At 57.0% G+C, this 14,414-nt stretch carries 12 protein-coding genes; 3 read left to right on the top strand and 9 right to left on the bottom strand.

Features of this window, described 5'->3' with window-relative positions:
* Window positions 1-22 precede the first annotated feature (22 nt).
* The 5 genes from purH to Q0O07_RS08545 all read right to left on the bottom strand — a co-directional run bounded on the left by purH (window position 23) and on the right by Q0O07_RS08545 (window position 5,977).
* Window positions 23-1,612, bottom strand: a complete 1,590-nt coding sequence (gene purH, locus Q0O07_RS08525) for a bifunctional phosphoribosylaminoimidazolecarboxamide formyltransferase/IMP cyclohydrolase (RefSeq protein ID WP_295492509.1) — start codon at window positions 1,610-1,612, stop codon at window positions 23-25.
* A 3-nt stretch (window positions 1,613-1,615) separates the two neighbouring features.
* Window positions 1,616-3,334: a heparinase II/III family protein gene (locus Q0O07_RS08530; protein WP_295492511.1), complete on the bottom strand. Its 1,719-nt coding sequence runs from the start codon at window positions 3,332-3,334 to the stop codon at window positions 1,616-1,618.
* Window positions 3,331-3,993 carry a ribulose-phosphate 3-epimerase gene (rpe, locus tag Q0O07_RS08535; RefSeq protein ID WP_295492514.1) on the bottom strand — a complete coding sequence of 221 codons (663 nt, stop codon included), beginning with the start codon at window positions 3,991-3,993 and terminating at the stop codon, window positions 3,331-3,333. Before rpe ends, Q0O07_RS08530 begins: the two co-directional genes overlap by 4 nt.
* A 60-nt stretch (window positions 3,994-4,053) precedes the next feature.
* Window positions 4,054-4,587: a GNAT family N-acetyltransferase gene (locus tag Q0O07_RS08540; protein WP_295492516.1), complete on the bottom strand. Its 534-nt coding sequence runs from the start codon at window positions 4,585-4,587 to the stop codon at window positions 4,054-4,056.
* Between the two features lie 121 nt (window positions 4,588-4,708).
* Entirely contained in the window at window positions 4,709-5,977 is a 1,269-nt protein-coding gene (locus Q0O07_RS08545) for a transcription antitermination factor NusB (protein ID WP_295492518.1), read from the bottom strand.
* 138 nt (window positions 5,978-6,115) lie between these two features.
* Here Q0O07_RS08545 and Q0O07_RS08550 point away from each other — a divergent pair, with 138 nt between their 5' ends.
* The 3 genes from Q0O07_RS08550 (at window position 6,116) to Q0O07_RS08560 (ending at window position 8,412) form a co-directional block, all read left to right on the top strand.
* Entirely contained in the window at window positions 6,116-6,280 is a 165-nt protein-coding gene (locus Q0O07_RS08550; RefSeq protein ID WP_295492520.1) for a DUF1674 domain-containing protein, read from the top strand.
* Between the two features lie 456 nt (window positions 6,281-6,736).
* The gene (locus Q0O07_RS08555) at window positions 6,737-7,651 is read left to right on the top strand and encodes a sulfite exporter TauE/SafE family protein (protein WP_295492522.1); all 915 of its coding nucleotides are present in this window, start codon (window positions 6,737-6,739) and stop codon (window positions 7,649-7,651) included.
* The gene (locus Q0O07_RS08560) at window positions 7,648-8,412 is read left to right on the top strand and encodes a TIGR02186 family protein (protein ID WP_295492523.1); all 765 of its coding nucleotides are present in this window, start codon (window positions 7,648-7,650) and stop codon (window positions 8,410-8,412) included. Before Q0O07_RS08555 ends, Q0O07_RS08560 begins: the two co-directional genes overlap by 4 nt.
* A gap of 42 nt (window positions 8,413-8,454) precedes the next feature.
* On the opposite strand, the gene metH is transcribed toward Q0O07_RS08560, so the two are convergent.
* From metH to Q0O07_RS08580, 4 genes are read right to left on the bottom strand one after another with little or no spacing between them, the layout of a single operon-like run.
* The gene (gene metH, locus Q0O07_RS08565; protein ID WP_295492525.1) at window positions 8,455-11,079 is read right to left on the bottom strand and encodes a methionine synthase; all 2,625 of its coding nucleotides are present in this window, start codon (window positions 11,077-11,079) and stop codon (window positions 8,455-8,457) included.
* A gap of 21 nt (window positions 11,080-11,100) precedes the next feature.
* A complete protein-coding gene (locus tag Q0O07_RS08570) occupies window positions 11,101-12,147 on the bottom strand; it encodes a homocysteine S-methyltransferase family protein (RefSeq protein WP_295492528.1) in 1,047 nt (348 codons plus the stop codon).
* Entirely contained in the window at window positions 12,144-13,085 is a 942-nt protein-coding gene (gene metF, locus Q0O07_RS08575; protein ID WP_295492530.1) for a methylenetetrahydrofolate reductase [NAD(P)H], read from the bottom strand. Before metF ends, Q0O07_RS08570 begins: the two co-directional genes overlap by 4 nt.
* Window positions 13,082-14,080, bottom strand: coding sequence for a metalloregulator ArsR/SmtB family transcription factor (locus Q0O07_RS08580; protein WP_295492532.1), 999 nt, complete (start codon window positions 14,078-14,080; stop codon window positions 13,082-13,084). Before Q0O07_RS08580 ends, metF begins: the two co-directional genes overlap by 4 nt.
* Window positions 14,081-14,414 lie beyond the last annotated feature (334 nt).

Below are 14,414 nucleotides of genomic sequence, written 5' to 3' on the forward strand. Positions count from 1 at the left end.
AAGCTTTAGCTTAGATCGCCGATCAATGCCGAAAATGCCGCATGCCGGTGAAGACCATGGCCAAGCCAGCTTCATCGGCGGCGGCAATTACTTCGTCGTCGCGCATCGATCCGCCCGGTTGAATGACTGCCGTCGCACCTGCCTCGGCAGCGGCGAGCAGCCCGTCGGCAAATGGGAAGAAAGCGTCGGAAGCGACCGCCGAACCCACTGTGCGCGCGGCATCCCAGCCATAAGTTTCCGCCGCTTCCTTCGCCTTAATCGCGGCAATACGCGCGCTGTCGCGCCGGTTCATTTGGCCAGCGCCAATGCCCGCCGTTGCGCCATCCTTGGCATAGACAATCGCATTGGACTTCACATGTTTGGCGATCGTCCATGCAAAGCGGCAGTCCGCCAGTTCCTGCGCGCTCGGGCGCCGCTTACTAACGACAGTGAATGCATCATCGGCAACATGGCCATTGTCACGTGATTGCACGAGCAGCCCGCCGGTAATCGGCTTGATCGACAGGCCGCTACGTTTGGGGTCGGGCAAATCGCCCGTGAGCAACAATCGCAAATTCTTCTTCTTGGCGAACACCGCCTTGGCCGCGTCATCGGCGGATGGGGCAGCCACGACTTCGGTGAAAATTTCGGTAATCGCTTCGGCCGTCGCTGCATCCAACGGGCGGTTGACGGCCACAATACCACCAAAGGCCGAAACGCTGTCGCATTCCAGCGCCGCGCGATAGGCGTCGATCAATGTCGCGCCCGTTGCCACGCCGCAGGGGTTGGCGTGCTTGACGATTACGACCGTCGGCGGGCCATCGCGAAACTCGGCGACCAGCTCAAGCGCCGCATCGGCGTCATTGTAATTATTATAGGACAACTCCTTGCCCTGCACTTGTTCGGCCTGCGCGATGCCCGCAATGTGCGGTCCAATGGGCACATATAGCGCCGCGCGCTGATGCGGGTTTTCGCCATAGCGCAATTCGGCGGCGCGGTTGCCATTGACCGCAAGCATGTCCGGAAACAGTTGCTGTTGATCGGCAAAGGCGAACCACTGGCTTATCATACTGTCATAAGCCGCCGTGGCCGAATAGGCCTTTGCCGCACATTTGCGGCGGAAGTCATAGCTGGTTTTGCCGTCGCTTTCCTCAAGCTCGGCAATCAAGTCATCATAATCGGCCGGATCGGTCAGGATCGTTACAAAGGCGTGGTTTTTAGCTGCGCTACGGACCATCGACGGCCCGCCAATGTCGATATTCTCGATGATTTCATCACGCGACGCACCTTTGGCTACCGTCTGGGCAAAGGGATAGAGGTTGACCACCACAAGGTCGATTGCGCCAATATGATGTTCGGCCATCGCGGCGGCATGTTCGGGATTATCACGCACCGCGAGCAGGCCGCCATGCACCATCGGATGCAATGTCTTGACGCGCCCGTCCATCATCTCGGGAAAGCCGGTGAGCTCGCTTATGTCCTTTACCGTCAGGCCAGCGGCACGGAGCGTTTTGGCCGTCCCGCCCGTCGACACCAATTCGACATGGCGCGCCGCCAGCGCATGGCCAAGCTCCACTAATCCAGACTTGTCGGACACCGATAAGAGGGCCCGCTTAATGACGACGTCATGCATAATTCATCCTAAATGGCGCAAGTGCCAGCTAATATGGAGCTCGCCTTTACCCGTATCGGCGGCGATCACAAGTTGTTGGGTCGGGTGCGGTCGGCCATTTTGGTCAACCCATAAGCTATCATCGACAGACAATAGGCCGCCGGAGGTGATAAACGCCCAATTGCTGCCATCGGCCATGCGCAGCAGGGCGGTCTGCGGTTGGTCCGCGGGTGCAATCTCAATATCTGGGCCTAGATGAAAGCGGACATGCGCCATCACATCGGTCTGCGGCTTTTCCTGCGGTAACAGCCTATCTTCGCCCCGCAATTCCATGCCGTCGGACCGCAAGATGAGCAAGCGGCTATGACTATAGCCAAAGCTTTTCGCATAGCCGTCATGGCTTGCCTCTATCCGTGTCGCCTGATCAATATCCCGGCGCTCAAGGCCGACTTCCGTCACGCCCTTGCCCAATTGCCCACCCGGCAGGATGGCGGTTGAATTGGTGTCATTCAAACATAAGGTCGAATGCGCCGCCGTGGTTCGCAGCCCGCGTGCAAGCGCCGCCGATATGGTCGCACCGACCAGAGCCGCACCGCCGCAATTCACGATGATCCGCTGCCCATTATGCGACAATTCGAACGCCAGGGTCGAGGCGCAGCCCGACGCCGACTGGCGCGCAAGCGGCGGCGGCCCCGCGTCCAGCAAAAGTACAGATTTGCCAGCCGACACACGCTGATACCCCCAATCCAGTGCTTGGCGATGCGGGCGGGCGCGGACGTCACTGGCGGTTACAAGCGCGTCAATCCGATCTGCGGTCATATGGGCCGACCCCTGCCACGCGCCAAGCCCGCCATCGGAATGGGTCAGGCCCAATAAGGCAGGGACCGCGCGGCCCAATGCCTCCGTCAGGAAATCCGGTACCATCTCGTGTTGCGCAACATAGCATTGCTTCAACAGGCTCAAGAGGCCGATGAGCTCCATCAACTGGATTGGCGAGCGCGACACAACACCGCCATCGGGGAAAATTGTGGCGCGCAAGGATTCAGAAAGCCCGTCTTCACCCACGGCACGGCGGATTTTGCCTTCGGGCAATAATAACGACGCGGCAACGACGCCCGCCCAACCAACGGTCTTGGAAAAATGGCTTTGCGCCCTTGGTGCGGACTCGTCCAAATGGCGCGCCACCCGCGCAAAATGGTTGATGACGCGCGACCGGTAAATCGGGTCCGAACTGCTCAGCAAAAATGGTGATCCGGCGGCCATATTCAACAGCCGCCACGCGCAATTGTCGACACGCCAAGCCGGCTCGCGCGTCTTCATGCCATTGGCCAACAACCAAGCATCGGCAATACGCGCCGCGACGGGCGCGCCTTCGCCGCGATTGGTCGCCGCTGCCAGATCACGCAGCCAGTCAAAACGGTGAATATAATCCGTTAGCGATGGCGACAGATCAAGCCGATCATAATCCAGCGCATCAAAGGTTTGTTGTAAGCCCTGATAATGGAATTTGCCCATGCGCAGCGCCTGACCTCGCCCGGCATCGCCTTCCAAAGGGTCCTTCGGCACCGCCAGAAGGCGCAAGGGCACCTTGCCCTTCAACCGCTTATTGTGCAGCGGCGTGCGCCATGTCAGCTTGTAGAATTCGAGGGCCAGGCGCTCGAGAATATTTTGCCCCGCGCCTTTGGGTCTGACGATTAAGGCCGTCTGCCGTTGATCCCGATCGTCCTCAAAACCGCCGGTCATTCACCCCTCAGCGCCCGGATATTGGCAGCATAATGGCTCTCGCCGCCCTTGAATGTGGCCGTGCCAGCCACCAACGTGTCGGCACCAGCCGAAATCGCGAGTGGCGCGGTGTCGGTTGTAATGCCGCCATCGACTTCAAGCCGAATATCGCGGCCAGTCTTGTCGATCATTTTGCGAATGGCTTCAATCTTGCGCAGCTGGTTGGAAATAAAACTCTGCCCGCCAAAACCGGGGTTCACACTCATGACCAGAATGAGGTCAACGTCGTCGATGAGATAATCGAGCATCTTTGCCGGCGTGTGCGGGTTGAGAACGATACCCGCCATTTTACCAAGCGACTTTATAAGCTGCACTGTGCGGTGCGGATGCGGCCCGGCCTCGGGATGGAACGAGATGATGTCCGCCCCTGCATCGGCAAAATCCTGAATATATTGGTCGACCGGCGCGATCATCAAATGCACGTCGAATGGCTTATCACTATGCGGGCGGAGGGCCTTTACGACCGCAGGGCCGATGGTAATATTGGGAACAAAATGCCCGTCCATCACATCGACATGAATCCAGTCGCATCCAGCCGCGTCAATCGCGCGCACTTCTTCACCCAGCCGCGCAAAATCGGCGGACAAGATGGAGGGCGCAATGCGGACGGCGTTAGTCATATCATCCGCTTAGACGCTGCACTGCGGGCGGGCAAGGCGGCGGCGGGCGTTATACACAGCTTATCGTAAAATGCGCGGAGCGCGCCGATAGATAAGCAGGTCGCCAATGACATCATGCGATTCGGCAAATGTGGCAAAACCAAGCTTGCCCGCGACATTATGCGATGCGGTATTTCCGGTATCAATGATGCAGCGTATCTCGCCCAGTCCTTGGCCGTCCGCCCACTTCAATATCGCGGTCATCGCCTCCGTGGCATAGCCCTTACCCCAAGCGTCGGGCGTAAATGCCCACCCCGCTTCGGGAAAGCCTTCCAACTCTTCTATCCCGCGTTCAAATTGCGCCAACCCGCCATTGCCGACAAAGCGCCCGCTGGCCCGTTCCACAAATGACCAATAGCCATAGCCAAAAAGCGACCAGTTGCCGATGCCTTGAAGCATTTTGCCCCAGCTGACATTGCGGCTGCGCGGCTCGCCGCCGATAAAAGCAGTCATGCGCGGGTCGGCCCATGCCGCAGCATAATCTTCCCAATGCAGCAGCGACATGGGTTCAATCGATAAACGCTCGGTTGTGAGTGTGGGCGCTATAGTTTTCATATATTCCCCGTCATTTCACTTTACCGTCGCCCCAGCGAAGGCTGGGCCCCATTACGTCTCTCAGCCGCGCACGAATAGCGCGATAGGCTCCAGCCTCCGCTGGAGCGACGTGGTTTATTGATTAAGCGTTTTTAGAAAACCGCGCCACAAAAAACCCGTCCAGCCCGCCTTGTTCGGCCAGCATCGGCGGCATCGTGCGGACATGGCCTTGGGCGTTAGCCGTCACCCCATCGGGCAATTCGTCGGCGGTCACGGGCATCGTTGTGTATTCGGGATGCCGCGCCAGAAAGGCCTCGGCCTGCGCCTCGCCCTCATGCAGCTCCAGCGAGCAAGTGGCGAATATCAAAGTGCCGCCGGGTTTCACCCAATCCGCCGCGCGGTCCAGCATCGCACTTTGAATCGCCGCCAAATTGTTAATCGCCTTCAGGTCGATGCGCTGCAACACATCGGGGTGGCGGCGCATTGTGCCTGTTGCGCTGCAGGGTGCGTCGAGCAAAATCGCGTCGAACGGCTGCGATGGTTTCCAATCCATGACATCGGCATTTACCCGCTCTGCATTCAACTGCGTGCGTTCCAAATTGGACATCAGCCGGTCCATGCGCCGCGCGCTGTTATCGAGCGCCGTGACCGCAAAACCAGCCGCCGACAGTTGCATGGTCTTGCCCCCGGGCGCAGCGCATAGATCAAGGGCGCGCTTACCAGTGCCATCGCCCAAAAGCCGCGCAGGCAGGCTGGCGGCCAGATCCTGTACCCACCAAGCGCCTTCATCATAGCCGTCCAGTTCTTCGACCGCCGTCCCACGCGGCAAACGCACATGGCCGGGCATCAGGCTGACCCCATTTAGGCGTTCGGCCCATGCGCTTGTCTGTGCGGGTTCCCGCAGGGCAAGGTCCAATGGCGGCGGTTCGGAGTATGCCTTTTGCGCGCCAGCGATCATGTCATCGCCCCATGCCGGGTGCCAACGCATCATCACCGCCTCTGGCAGCGACGGCAAATCAGGCAAGGTGACTTCGGCGCGCAGCAAGGATCCCAGCACGCCATGCACCAGCCGCCTTGGACCGCCATCGACCAAGGGCAATGCCGTTGCGATCGCCGCATGGGCAGGTGTACCCAAGCGCAAAATTTGCGCCAGCGCGAGGCGAAGCACCATCCGCGCCTTGCTATCATCTGGCAGAACTTGCTTGGTCTTGCTGTCGATGAGAGTATCCAGATCCACCGACCAGCGCAAAGTTTCCTGCGCGATCGCAATCGCCAAGGCACGGTCCGGTGACGAAAGGCCCTTGGTGGCATTGGCAGTCGCTTGGTCCATGGGCGTGCCCATACGCATCACTATATCAAGCAACCGCAAGGCGGCGCGGCGGGTGGGCAAGCCGGAAATTTCTTCAGTCATGACCAAGGGCATTAGGCGTGTGCGGCACACAAGTGAAGAGCGGTTCTGCGCGGTCCAACGTGCGATGCCAGACCTTGCAAATGCGCGGACAAAAGCCGATATTCCCTGTTAGCCATTACGCTTAAGGAAATTCAAACTATGGGCACGCGTCCGCCACATGTCAAAGCGCCGGAATATCTCTCCAAAAGCCCGCCAGTCCCGGAAGCCAAAGAAGTCGTGCGTGCACCTGAGCCCGACGCCGAACGACCAGACCCCGTCCGCTATGGCGATTGGGAATTAAAAGGCGTGGCGATTGATTTTTAGGATCGGGGCCACTTACTTTGATGCCTGAGGCTTTGATCCCTGAGGCGTCAAAAATAGCGCAGATCGGAAGGCCTAAAACGCAAAAAGAACCCGTCACCCTGAACTTGTTTCAGGGCCTTACTTTAGAGTCAGGACCTCTTAAATCCACCATCGCGGCGTCAAAATGGCAAAGATATCGAAGGAAGATGGCCGCCGCAGACAGTCATTCTGCCTGCAAGGGCAATTTGCTGCGAGAGCAAAGCCATTTTGGCGTCCTTCGGATTTGACCCATTTTGCCCATTGCCACGTTGGTAAGCTTGGACTTAGAACCACCAACTCCAAGCTTACTGCCTTGCGCTGAACAAAATGGCCTCAAACCGCGAAGGTGGATTTAAGTGGTCCTGACCCTAGGTGGATTTAATACTAAGCCTAGCCTTTATCCTGACGTCAAATGCCGTTAGGGTCCAATAGTCGATCATGGATATTTATCTTCCCATAGCCAATCTGTCGGTAAACGCGCTGGTGATCATCCTTCTGGGTGGCGGCGTCGGCGTGCTGTCGGGTATGTTTGGCGTCGGTGGCGGATTCCTCACTACGCCTTTGCTCATATTCTACGGTATCCCGCCAGCGGTTGCTGCGGCGTCCGCATCCACGCAGGTGACAGGGGCCAGCGTCTCGGGCGTATTCGCACATATGAAACGCGGCGGGGTGGATTTTCAGATGGGCGGCGTGCTCGTGGTCGGCGGTATATTCGGTACAGGCGCGGGCGCGGCTATATTTGAAATATTGGAGGCAGTCGGCCAGATCGATACCGTCATCAACATCCTTTATGTTCTGATGTTGGGCAGCATCGGTGGCTTGATGGCCAAAGAAAGCTTGACCAGCGTTCTGGCTGTGCGCGCGGGAAAGCCAGTCGCTGCGGCCAAACGGCGGCATCATCCGTTGGTGGCCAATTTGCCGATGCGCTGGCGTTTCTATCGTTCCGGTCTTTATATTTCGCCTATCGCGCCGTTAATCTTGGGTTTTATTACAGGCATTATGACCATGCTGCTTGGCGTGGGCGGGGGCTTCATCATGGTACCCGCTATGCTCTATCTATTGGGCATGGGCGCGCAGGTAGTGGTGGGGACATCCTTGTTTCAGATTTTGTTCGTGACGATGGCATCAACGATGATGCACAGCCTGACCACCAAAGCGGTCGATATTGTTCTGGCCGTTTTCTTGCTTATTGGCAGTGTGACAGGTGCGCAAATCGGCGCGCGTCTGGCGCAGCGCATGCGGCCAGAATATCTACGTCTCTTTCTCGCCGCGATCGTTCTGCTTGTCGCAATTCGTATGGCGCTTGGTCTGGGCTGGCGTCCCGACGAAATCTACACGTTGCAGGCTTTATGATCCGTTTATTCGCCCTGATATTATTGTTGCTGCCGATGACGGCGAGCGCGCAAAATGTGCCCAAATTAGTGCCAGACGTCTCACAGCGGCAAATCAACATCCAGTCGGGGTTCACGGGCGCCGAAATGCTCTTATTCGGTGCCATCATCTACCCACGCGGCGTTGTGCCAGACGGGCAAGTGGATGTTGCGGTTGTTCTGCGCGGGCCAACCCGGTCGGTAACGTTACGCGAAAAGCAGAAAGTTGCCGGTATCTGGATCAACGCCGACAGCACCGATTTCCGGTCCGTCCCCGCATATTACGCAATCGCGTCATCACGCCCGCTTGATCAAATCATCAACAGCAAAACAGCAGCGATTTATGAACTTGGCCTTGACCGCCTGCAATTGTCGCCCAGCGGCGAAGTCAACGCCACCGAACAACGCCGCTTTGTCGATGGACTGGTGGACTTAAATCGCCGCAACGGCCTTTTCCGCCAGGATGCGGGCACGGTCGAAATAACCGATCAGGTGCTATATCGTGCGCGTCTCAACATTCCGTCCAGTGTGCCGGTCGGTGTGTATACTGCGGAAACTTTGCTCATTCGCGATGGCCGGGTGATTGTGGCCGATGACAATGTCGAAGTCCGCATCCGCAAAACCGGGTTCGAACAATTGGTCACCATATTGGCGCAAGACTATGCCCTTTTTTACGGCGCAATGGCGGTGCTTGTCTCGTTGCTGCTTGGCTGGTTTGCCGGATTTGTCTTCAACCGGCTATAGGCCATTTCTGATGCGCGCGTGGGGTCAGGGCCACTTAACTTCTCACTCGTTCAGATTTGGCCGCAAATATTGCCGTGCACGATCCATATCCAACCCACGGCGCGCCGCATAATCCGACACCTGATCATCACCAATACGCGCAACGCCAAAATATTCCGACTGCGGGTGGCCAAAATACAGGCCACTTACGGCGGCGGTCGGCAACATTGCGAAGCTCTCGGTCAACGTGATACCGGTTGTAGGCGTCGCATCCAGCAGGTCGAACAATGTCGGCTTCATGCTATGGTCCGGACAGGCGGGATAACCCGGGGCTGGCCGGATACCGCGATATTCCTCGCGGTTCAGGGCCTCGGGCGTGAATTGTTCTTCAGGGGCATAGCCCCACAGATCCTTGCGGACATGTTCGTGCATCCGCTCGGCAAAGGCCTCTGCCAGCCGGTCGGCTAACGCCTTGAGCATGATGTCCGAATAATCGTCGATATTGGCTTTGAACTGCGCCAAATGCGTCTCGATGCCGTGGCCAGTGGTCACCGCAAATCCGCCAATCCAGTCGCCATCGCGGCTGATGAAATCGGCAAGGCACATGTTTGCTTTGCCTGCACGCTTGGCGATTTGTTGGCGCAAGAACGGCAGGCGCACATGCGCCTCAGTCTGTTCGCAATAGACAAGCACATCATCGCCATCGCGTCGACAGGGCCAAAGGCCCGCAACGCCCTTCGCGCGTAGCCATTTTTCGTTGATGATCTTGTCGAGCATCGCATTGGCATCGGAAAACAGGCCCGTCGCGCTTTCGCCCACAATTTCATCGGTCAAAATCGCCGGAAAATTGCCATGCAATTCCCACGCACGGAAAAACGGGGTCCAGTCGATATAGTTGCGCAGGTCGGCCAAGTCCCAGTCATCATAGACATGGACACCCGGCTTTTGCGGCGCGGCCGGCTTCATGCTTTCGTCGATTTCAAAGGCGTTCGCCCGGGCTTCTTCCAGCGTGGCGAGCGGCTTTGCCGTCTTGCCAGCGCGGGCGTCACGAATATCGCTATATTCGGCGCGGGTGTCGGCAACAAACTTGTCCGCCATGGTGTCGCTGACCAATGTGCCGGCCACCCCGACGGCGCGCGACGCGTCAAGCACATGGATGACGGGACCGGAATAGACAGGCTCAATCCGCAAGGCCGTGTGCGTTTTCGACGTGGTTGCGCCGCCAATCATTAACGGCATCGACATGCCCGCTTTTTCCATTTCCTCGGCAACGGTCACCATTTCGTCAAGCGAAGGAGTGATAAGGCCCGACAGCCCGATCATATCGGCATCATGTTCGACCGCCGCTTGCAAAATTGTCGGCCACGGGACCATGACGCCCAGATCAACAATTTCAAAGCCATTACATTGCAGGACAACGCCGACAATGTTCTTGCCAATATCATGCACGTCGCCCTTCACGGTCGCCATGATGATCTTACCCTTGCCCTTGGCACCCGCCTCTTTCTCCGCCTCAATATAGGGGAAGAGATGCGCGACCGCCTTTTTCATGACGCGCGCAGACTTCACCACTTGCGGCAGGAACATGCGGCCAGACCCGAACAGGTCGCCAACGACGTTCATTCCGTCCATCAACGGTCCTTCGATCACCTCGATGGGGCGACCGCCCGCGGCCTTGATCGCAAGCCGCGCTTCTTCGGTGTCATCGACGATATGCGCATCAATGCCCTTGACCAAGGCATGCTCCAACCTTTTGGTCACCGGCCAGCCGCGCCATTCAGCCTCGGCCTTTTCCTGTGCTACATCAGTCCCGCGATATTTCTCGGCAAGCGCGATCAGGCGCTCTGTTGCATCGGGGTCGCGGTTGAGGATGACATCTTCGCACGCGACGCGCAGTTCAGGTTTGATCTCATCATAAATATCGAGCTGCCCCGCATTGACGATGGCCATATCAAGCCCCGCAGGGATGGCGTGATAGAGAAAGATCGAGTGCATCGCGCGGCGTACCGGTTCATTGCCACGGAAACTGAATGACAGGTTGGAAAGCCCGCCAGAATAATGCGCATGTGGGCACAAGACGCGCAGTTCCTTTATAGCCTCGATAAAGTCGACGCCGTAATTATTATGCTCCTCAATCCCCGTTGCCACCGCAAAGATGTTGGGATCGAAAATAATGTCCTCGGGCGGGAAACCGATGCCGATCAGCAAGTCATATGCCCGCTTACAAATCTCGACCTTGCGGGCTTGCGTGTCAGCCTGGCCAGTTTCATCGAACGCCATAACCACGACAGCCGCACCATAAGCCATGCACAAGCGCGCATGATGAAGGAACGCCTCTTCGCCCTCTTTCATCGAAATCGAATTCACGATTGGCTTACCCGAAACGCATTTCAGCCCAGCCTCAATTACGCTCCATTTGGAACTGTCGATCATTAATGGCACGCGGGCGATGTCGGGTTCTGCGGCGATGCGCTTGATGAAGGTGGTCATCGCCTCATGCGCGTCCAGTAGGCCTTCATCCATGTTGATGTCGATAATCTGCGCGCCATTTTCGACCTGGTCGCGTGCAACCTCAACCGCAGCTTCATAATCGCCAGCGAGGATCAGCTTTTTGAACTTGGCACTGCCAGTGACATTGGTGCGCTCGCCGATATTGACGAAGCGGGAAGAGGAAGTAATCGATGACATTTTTGTTCTGCTTTATAAGGTTCAGGCGGCCATGACGAAGGGTTCGAGCCCCGCCAGCCGGGTCACAATATCCGCCTTGGGAATGGCGCGTGGCGCACGGTCCGCAACCGCCTTGGCGATCGCCGCGATATGCGCAGGCGTGGTGCCGCAACAGCCGCCAACGATATTCACCAGACCATCATCCAGCCATTGGCCAATCAATTGCGCCGTTGTTTCGGGTAATTCATCATATTCGGCAAGATCATTGGGCAGGCCTGCATTGGGGTAAGCCATCACCAGCGTGTCGGCTTGTTTGGACAATGCCGCCAGATGCGGTCGCAAAAGATCCGCGCCAAAGGAACAATTCAACCCGATGGTCAGCGGTTTGACATGCCGGATCGCGGCCCAGAATGCTTCAACCGTATGACCAGAGAGATTTCGGCCAGCCATATCGGTGATAGTCATTGATATCATCAACGGCACATCGCGCCCACATGCCGCCGCCGCCTCTTGCGCAGCCATCGCGGCGCATTTGGCGTTGAGCGTGTCGAAAATGGTTTCGATCAAGAGGAAATCGACACCACCTTCAATGAGTGCGTCGCATTGTTCGCGGTACACATCTTTCAGATAGTCAAAGTCTATCTCACGATAGCCCGGGTCGTTGACGTCGGGCGACAAGGACAAGGTTTTGTTGGTCGGACCAATCGACCCAGCAACGAACCGCTTTATACCGTCCTTGGCCTCGGCGTCCTCGCAACAGGCACGCGCCAACTTGGCCGATTCCACGTTCAATTCCCAAACCAAATGTTCGCAGCCATAATCGGCCATGCTGATTTTGGTCGCGCTGAAAGTGTTGGTCTCGATCATGTCGGCGCCCGCCTCGAGATAGGCGCTATGGATGGCGCCAACGACATCAGGACGGGTAAGCGACAATAGGTCGTTATTGCCCTTTTGATCGTGCGTCAGTTCGAGTTCGCCGCGATAATCAGCCTCAGACAATTTATAGCCTTGGATCGCGGTGCCATAGCCCCCGTCGAACACCAATATCTGTTGCGCCGCACGGGCGACAAAATTTTCGCGCGCGTTCATGCTGCGGCCCTTTGCGCTAAAGCGGCTGGCCGCTTGCCCAGCAAATGGCAAATTGCGTAGGATAATTCGGCGCGGTTCAGGGTGTAAAAGTGAAACTCCCGGACGCCGCCGGCATATAATTTCCGGCACATTTCTGCAGAGACAGTGGCGGCCACCAATTGCCGTGCGGATGGATGATCATCCAATCCATTGAACACGTCCGCCATCCAGCTGGGAATAGCTGTGCCAGTCATGTGCGACATGCGGGTAATCGCGGCAAAGTTCGACACGGGCATGATGCCCGGTACGATCTCCGCATCAACGCCAGCCGCGGCAACCGCATCCCGGAAACGGAAGAAAGTTTCGGGTTCAAAAAAGAATTGCGTGATCGCGCGGCTCGCACCGGAGTCCAGCTTACGCTTTAAAAAATCAATGTCCGACGCAGCCGACAACGCCTCTGGATGGGTTTCGGGATAGGCGCTGACCGATATTTCAAACGGGTGCAGCTTGCGTAAACCTTCGACCAGTTCCGCAGCGCTGGCATAGCCGTCGGGATGCGGCACAAATTTGCCGTCAGAATTAGGCGCGTCCCCGCGCAGCGCGACGATATGGCGAACCCCTGCCTCCCAATAAGCGTTGGCGACATCGGCAATTTCGCCCTTGGATGCCTCGACGCAGGTTAAATGCGCGGCCGCCGGAATGTCGGTCTCGCGGGCAATGCGCGCCACGGTGTTATGTGTGCGTTCGCGGGTTGTGCCGCCCGCTCCATAAGTGACCGAAACAAAGCGCGGACCCAGCGGCGAGAGGGCCACCACCGATTCCCATAATTGCTCCTCCATCTTTTCCGTTTTGGGCGGGAAGAATTCAAAACTGATCTCGCAATCACCGGGCAGCCCCGCAAAAAGGGGAGAGGCAACGGCGCGGCCCGCCTCCTGCATCTGTGTAAGTGGCAGAATCATGCGACAATCCTTAAATTGTTTTTTGGGCTGAAATGAGGTGTGGTGAGCGGTTGCAAAGCTGACGGCTTTTCGCCCATCCAGACTTTAACCACCAATTCGCCGGCAGCAAGCGCAGTTTGGTGCACCATCTGCAGCCCTTGACCAGTAAATGCTTTTCGCATGAAATCATCGGAAAAGCCCAGCCGGGCGTGGGCGTGTACCGTGCGCAACTCTTCCAGATCATGCGCTGCAAAATCAACGATGACGAGGCGGCCACCGGGCGCAAGCGTGCGAATCGCTTCGGCGATGACGGCTTCGGGATGCTGCGCATAATGCAGGACTTGGTGGAAGATGACGGTGTCGAATTCACCATCCCCAACCGGCAACATGTTAAAGTCGCCAAGCTTTATTTCGATTTTACGCGCGGTTTCGGGGTGTAAGTTGGCAATTTTCGCGCGTGCAAGCCGAAGCATTTCTGGGCTGCTATCGATCGCCACAAGCCGACTGGAATCCGCCGCAAACAATTCGACAATGCGCCCCGTGCCCGTGCCCACATCAAGGACTTGGCCTAATGGTGCACTTTGCAGAACTTGCGCCAAGCGCGCTTCAACTTCCGAATCGGCAATGTGCAATGATCTGAGCGAATCCCACTCATCCGCATGCGCCGCAAAATACTGTGCCGCCATGTCCGTGCGCGCATTGCGGACTTCATCAAGTCGAAGCAGATCCCGCTGGAACGCCTTTGCCTGCGACATATCTGCCTCTGCCAACAATGATGAGAGCGAGCCGTCTGTTAACATCCCGCTAGGCCTTAAAAATACCCAGCTTCCTTCCTTGCGACGCTCCAAAAGCCCAGCTTCATCCAGAATGCGGATATGTCGGGAAACGCGGGGCTGGCTTTGGTCGAGTATCTGCACCAATTCGCCCACCGATAGCTCAAGACGACGCACTAAAAACACGATTCGTAATCGCGTAGGGTCGGCTAAAGCCCGCATGATGTTTAACAAACTGATCATTCGGAAGAGATATAAAGAATTCTTTATATCATGTCAATCCACACAAATTCGCCATATTTTCTACCGTTATAGTAGACATAAGGCCCAAACGGCTATGTAACATTTTGCCGAAATGAAAAAGCGCATTGCCAGCGAATTATGAACGGGCTAGAGGGTTTTTCGCAGGCAAGCTGCAATTCTTGTAGCGTGCCTGTCAGGTTTTCATAAGTTTTGCTAGGGGGTTTCCCATATGAAGAAAATTGCTGTATCTCTCGTTCTTGCCGCTTCGCTCGGTTTGGCCGCTTGCTCAGGTGCTGAAGAAGCAACCACAGAAGCAACCACAGAAGCAACCACA

The organism is Sphingorhabdus sp. EL138, assembly GCF_945890115.1.
Classification (GTDB): Bacteria; Pseudomonadota; Alphaproteobacteria; order Sphingomonadales; family Sphingomonadaceae; genus Sphingorhabdus_B.

What these genes read in the sequence shown, in the direction of transcription:
- Q0O07_RS08580 (WP_295492532.1), bottom strand. Translation starts at nt 14,080, where the DNA reads ATGATCAGTTTGTTAAACATCATGCGGGCTTTAGCCGACCCTACGCGA.
- rpe (WP_295492514.1), bottom strand. Translation starts at nt 3,993, where the DNA reads ATGACTAACGCCGTCCGCATTGCGCCCTCCATCTTGTCCGCCGATTTT.
- Q0O07_RS08570 (WP_295492528.1), bottom strand. Translation starts at nt 12,147, where the DNA reads ATGAACGCGCGCGAAAATTTTGTCGCCCGTGCGGCGCAACAGATATTG.
- Q0O07_RS08545 (WP_295492518.1), bottom strand. Translation starts at nt 5,977, where the DNA reads ATGACTGAAGAAATTTCCGGCTTGCCCACCCGCCGCGCCGCCTTGCGG.
- Q0O07_RS08560 (WP_295492523.1), top strand. Translation starts at nt 7,648, where the DNA reads ATGATCCGTTTATTCGCCCTGATATTATTGTTGCTGCCGATGACGGCG.
- metH (WP_295492525.1), bottom strand. Translation starts at nt 11,079, where the DNA reads ATGTCATCGATTACTTCCTCTTCCCGCTTCGTCAATATCGGCGAGCGC.
- Q0O07_RS08540 (WP_295492516.1), bottom strand. Translation starts at nt 4,587, where the DNA reads ATGAAAACTATAGCGCCCACACTCACAACCGAGCGTTTATCGATTGAA.
- Q0O07_RS08550 (WP_295492520.1), top strand. Translation starts at nt 6,116, where the DNA reads ATGGGCACGCGTCCGCCACATGTCAAAGCGCCGGAATATCTCTCCAAA.
- Q0O07_RS08555 (WP_295492522.1), top strand. Translation starts at nt 6,737, where the DNA reads ATGGATATTTATCTTCCCATAGCCAATCTGTCGGTAAACGCGCTGGTG.
- purH (WP_295492509.1), bottom strand. Translation starts at nt 1,612, where the DNA reads ATGCATGACGTCGTCATTAAGCGGGCCCTCTTATCGGTGTCCGACAAG.
- metF (WP_295492530.1), bottom strand. Translation starts at nt 13,085, where the DNA reads ATGATTCTGCCACTTACACAGATGCAGGAGGCGGGCCGCGCCGTTGCC.
- Q0O07_RS08530 (WP_295492511.1), bottom strand. Translation starts at nt 3,334, where the DNA reads ATGACCGGCGGTTTTGAGGACGATCGGGATCAACGGCAGACGGCCTTA.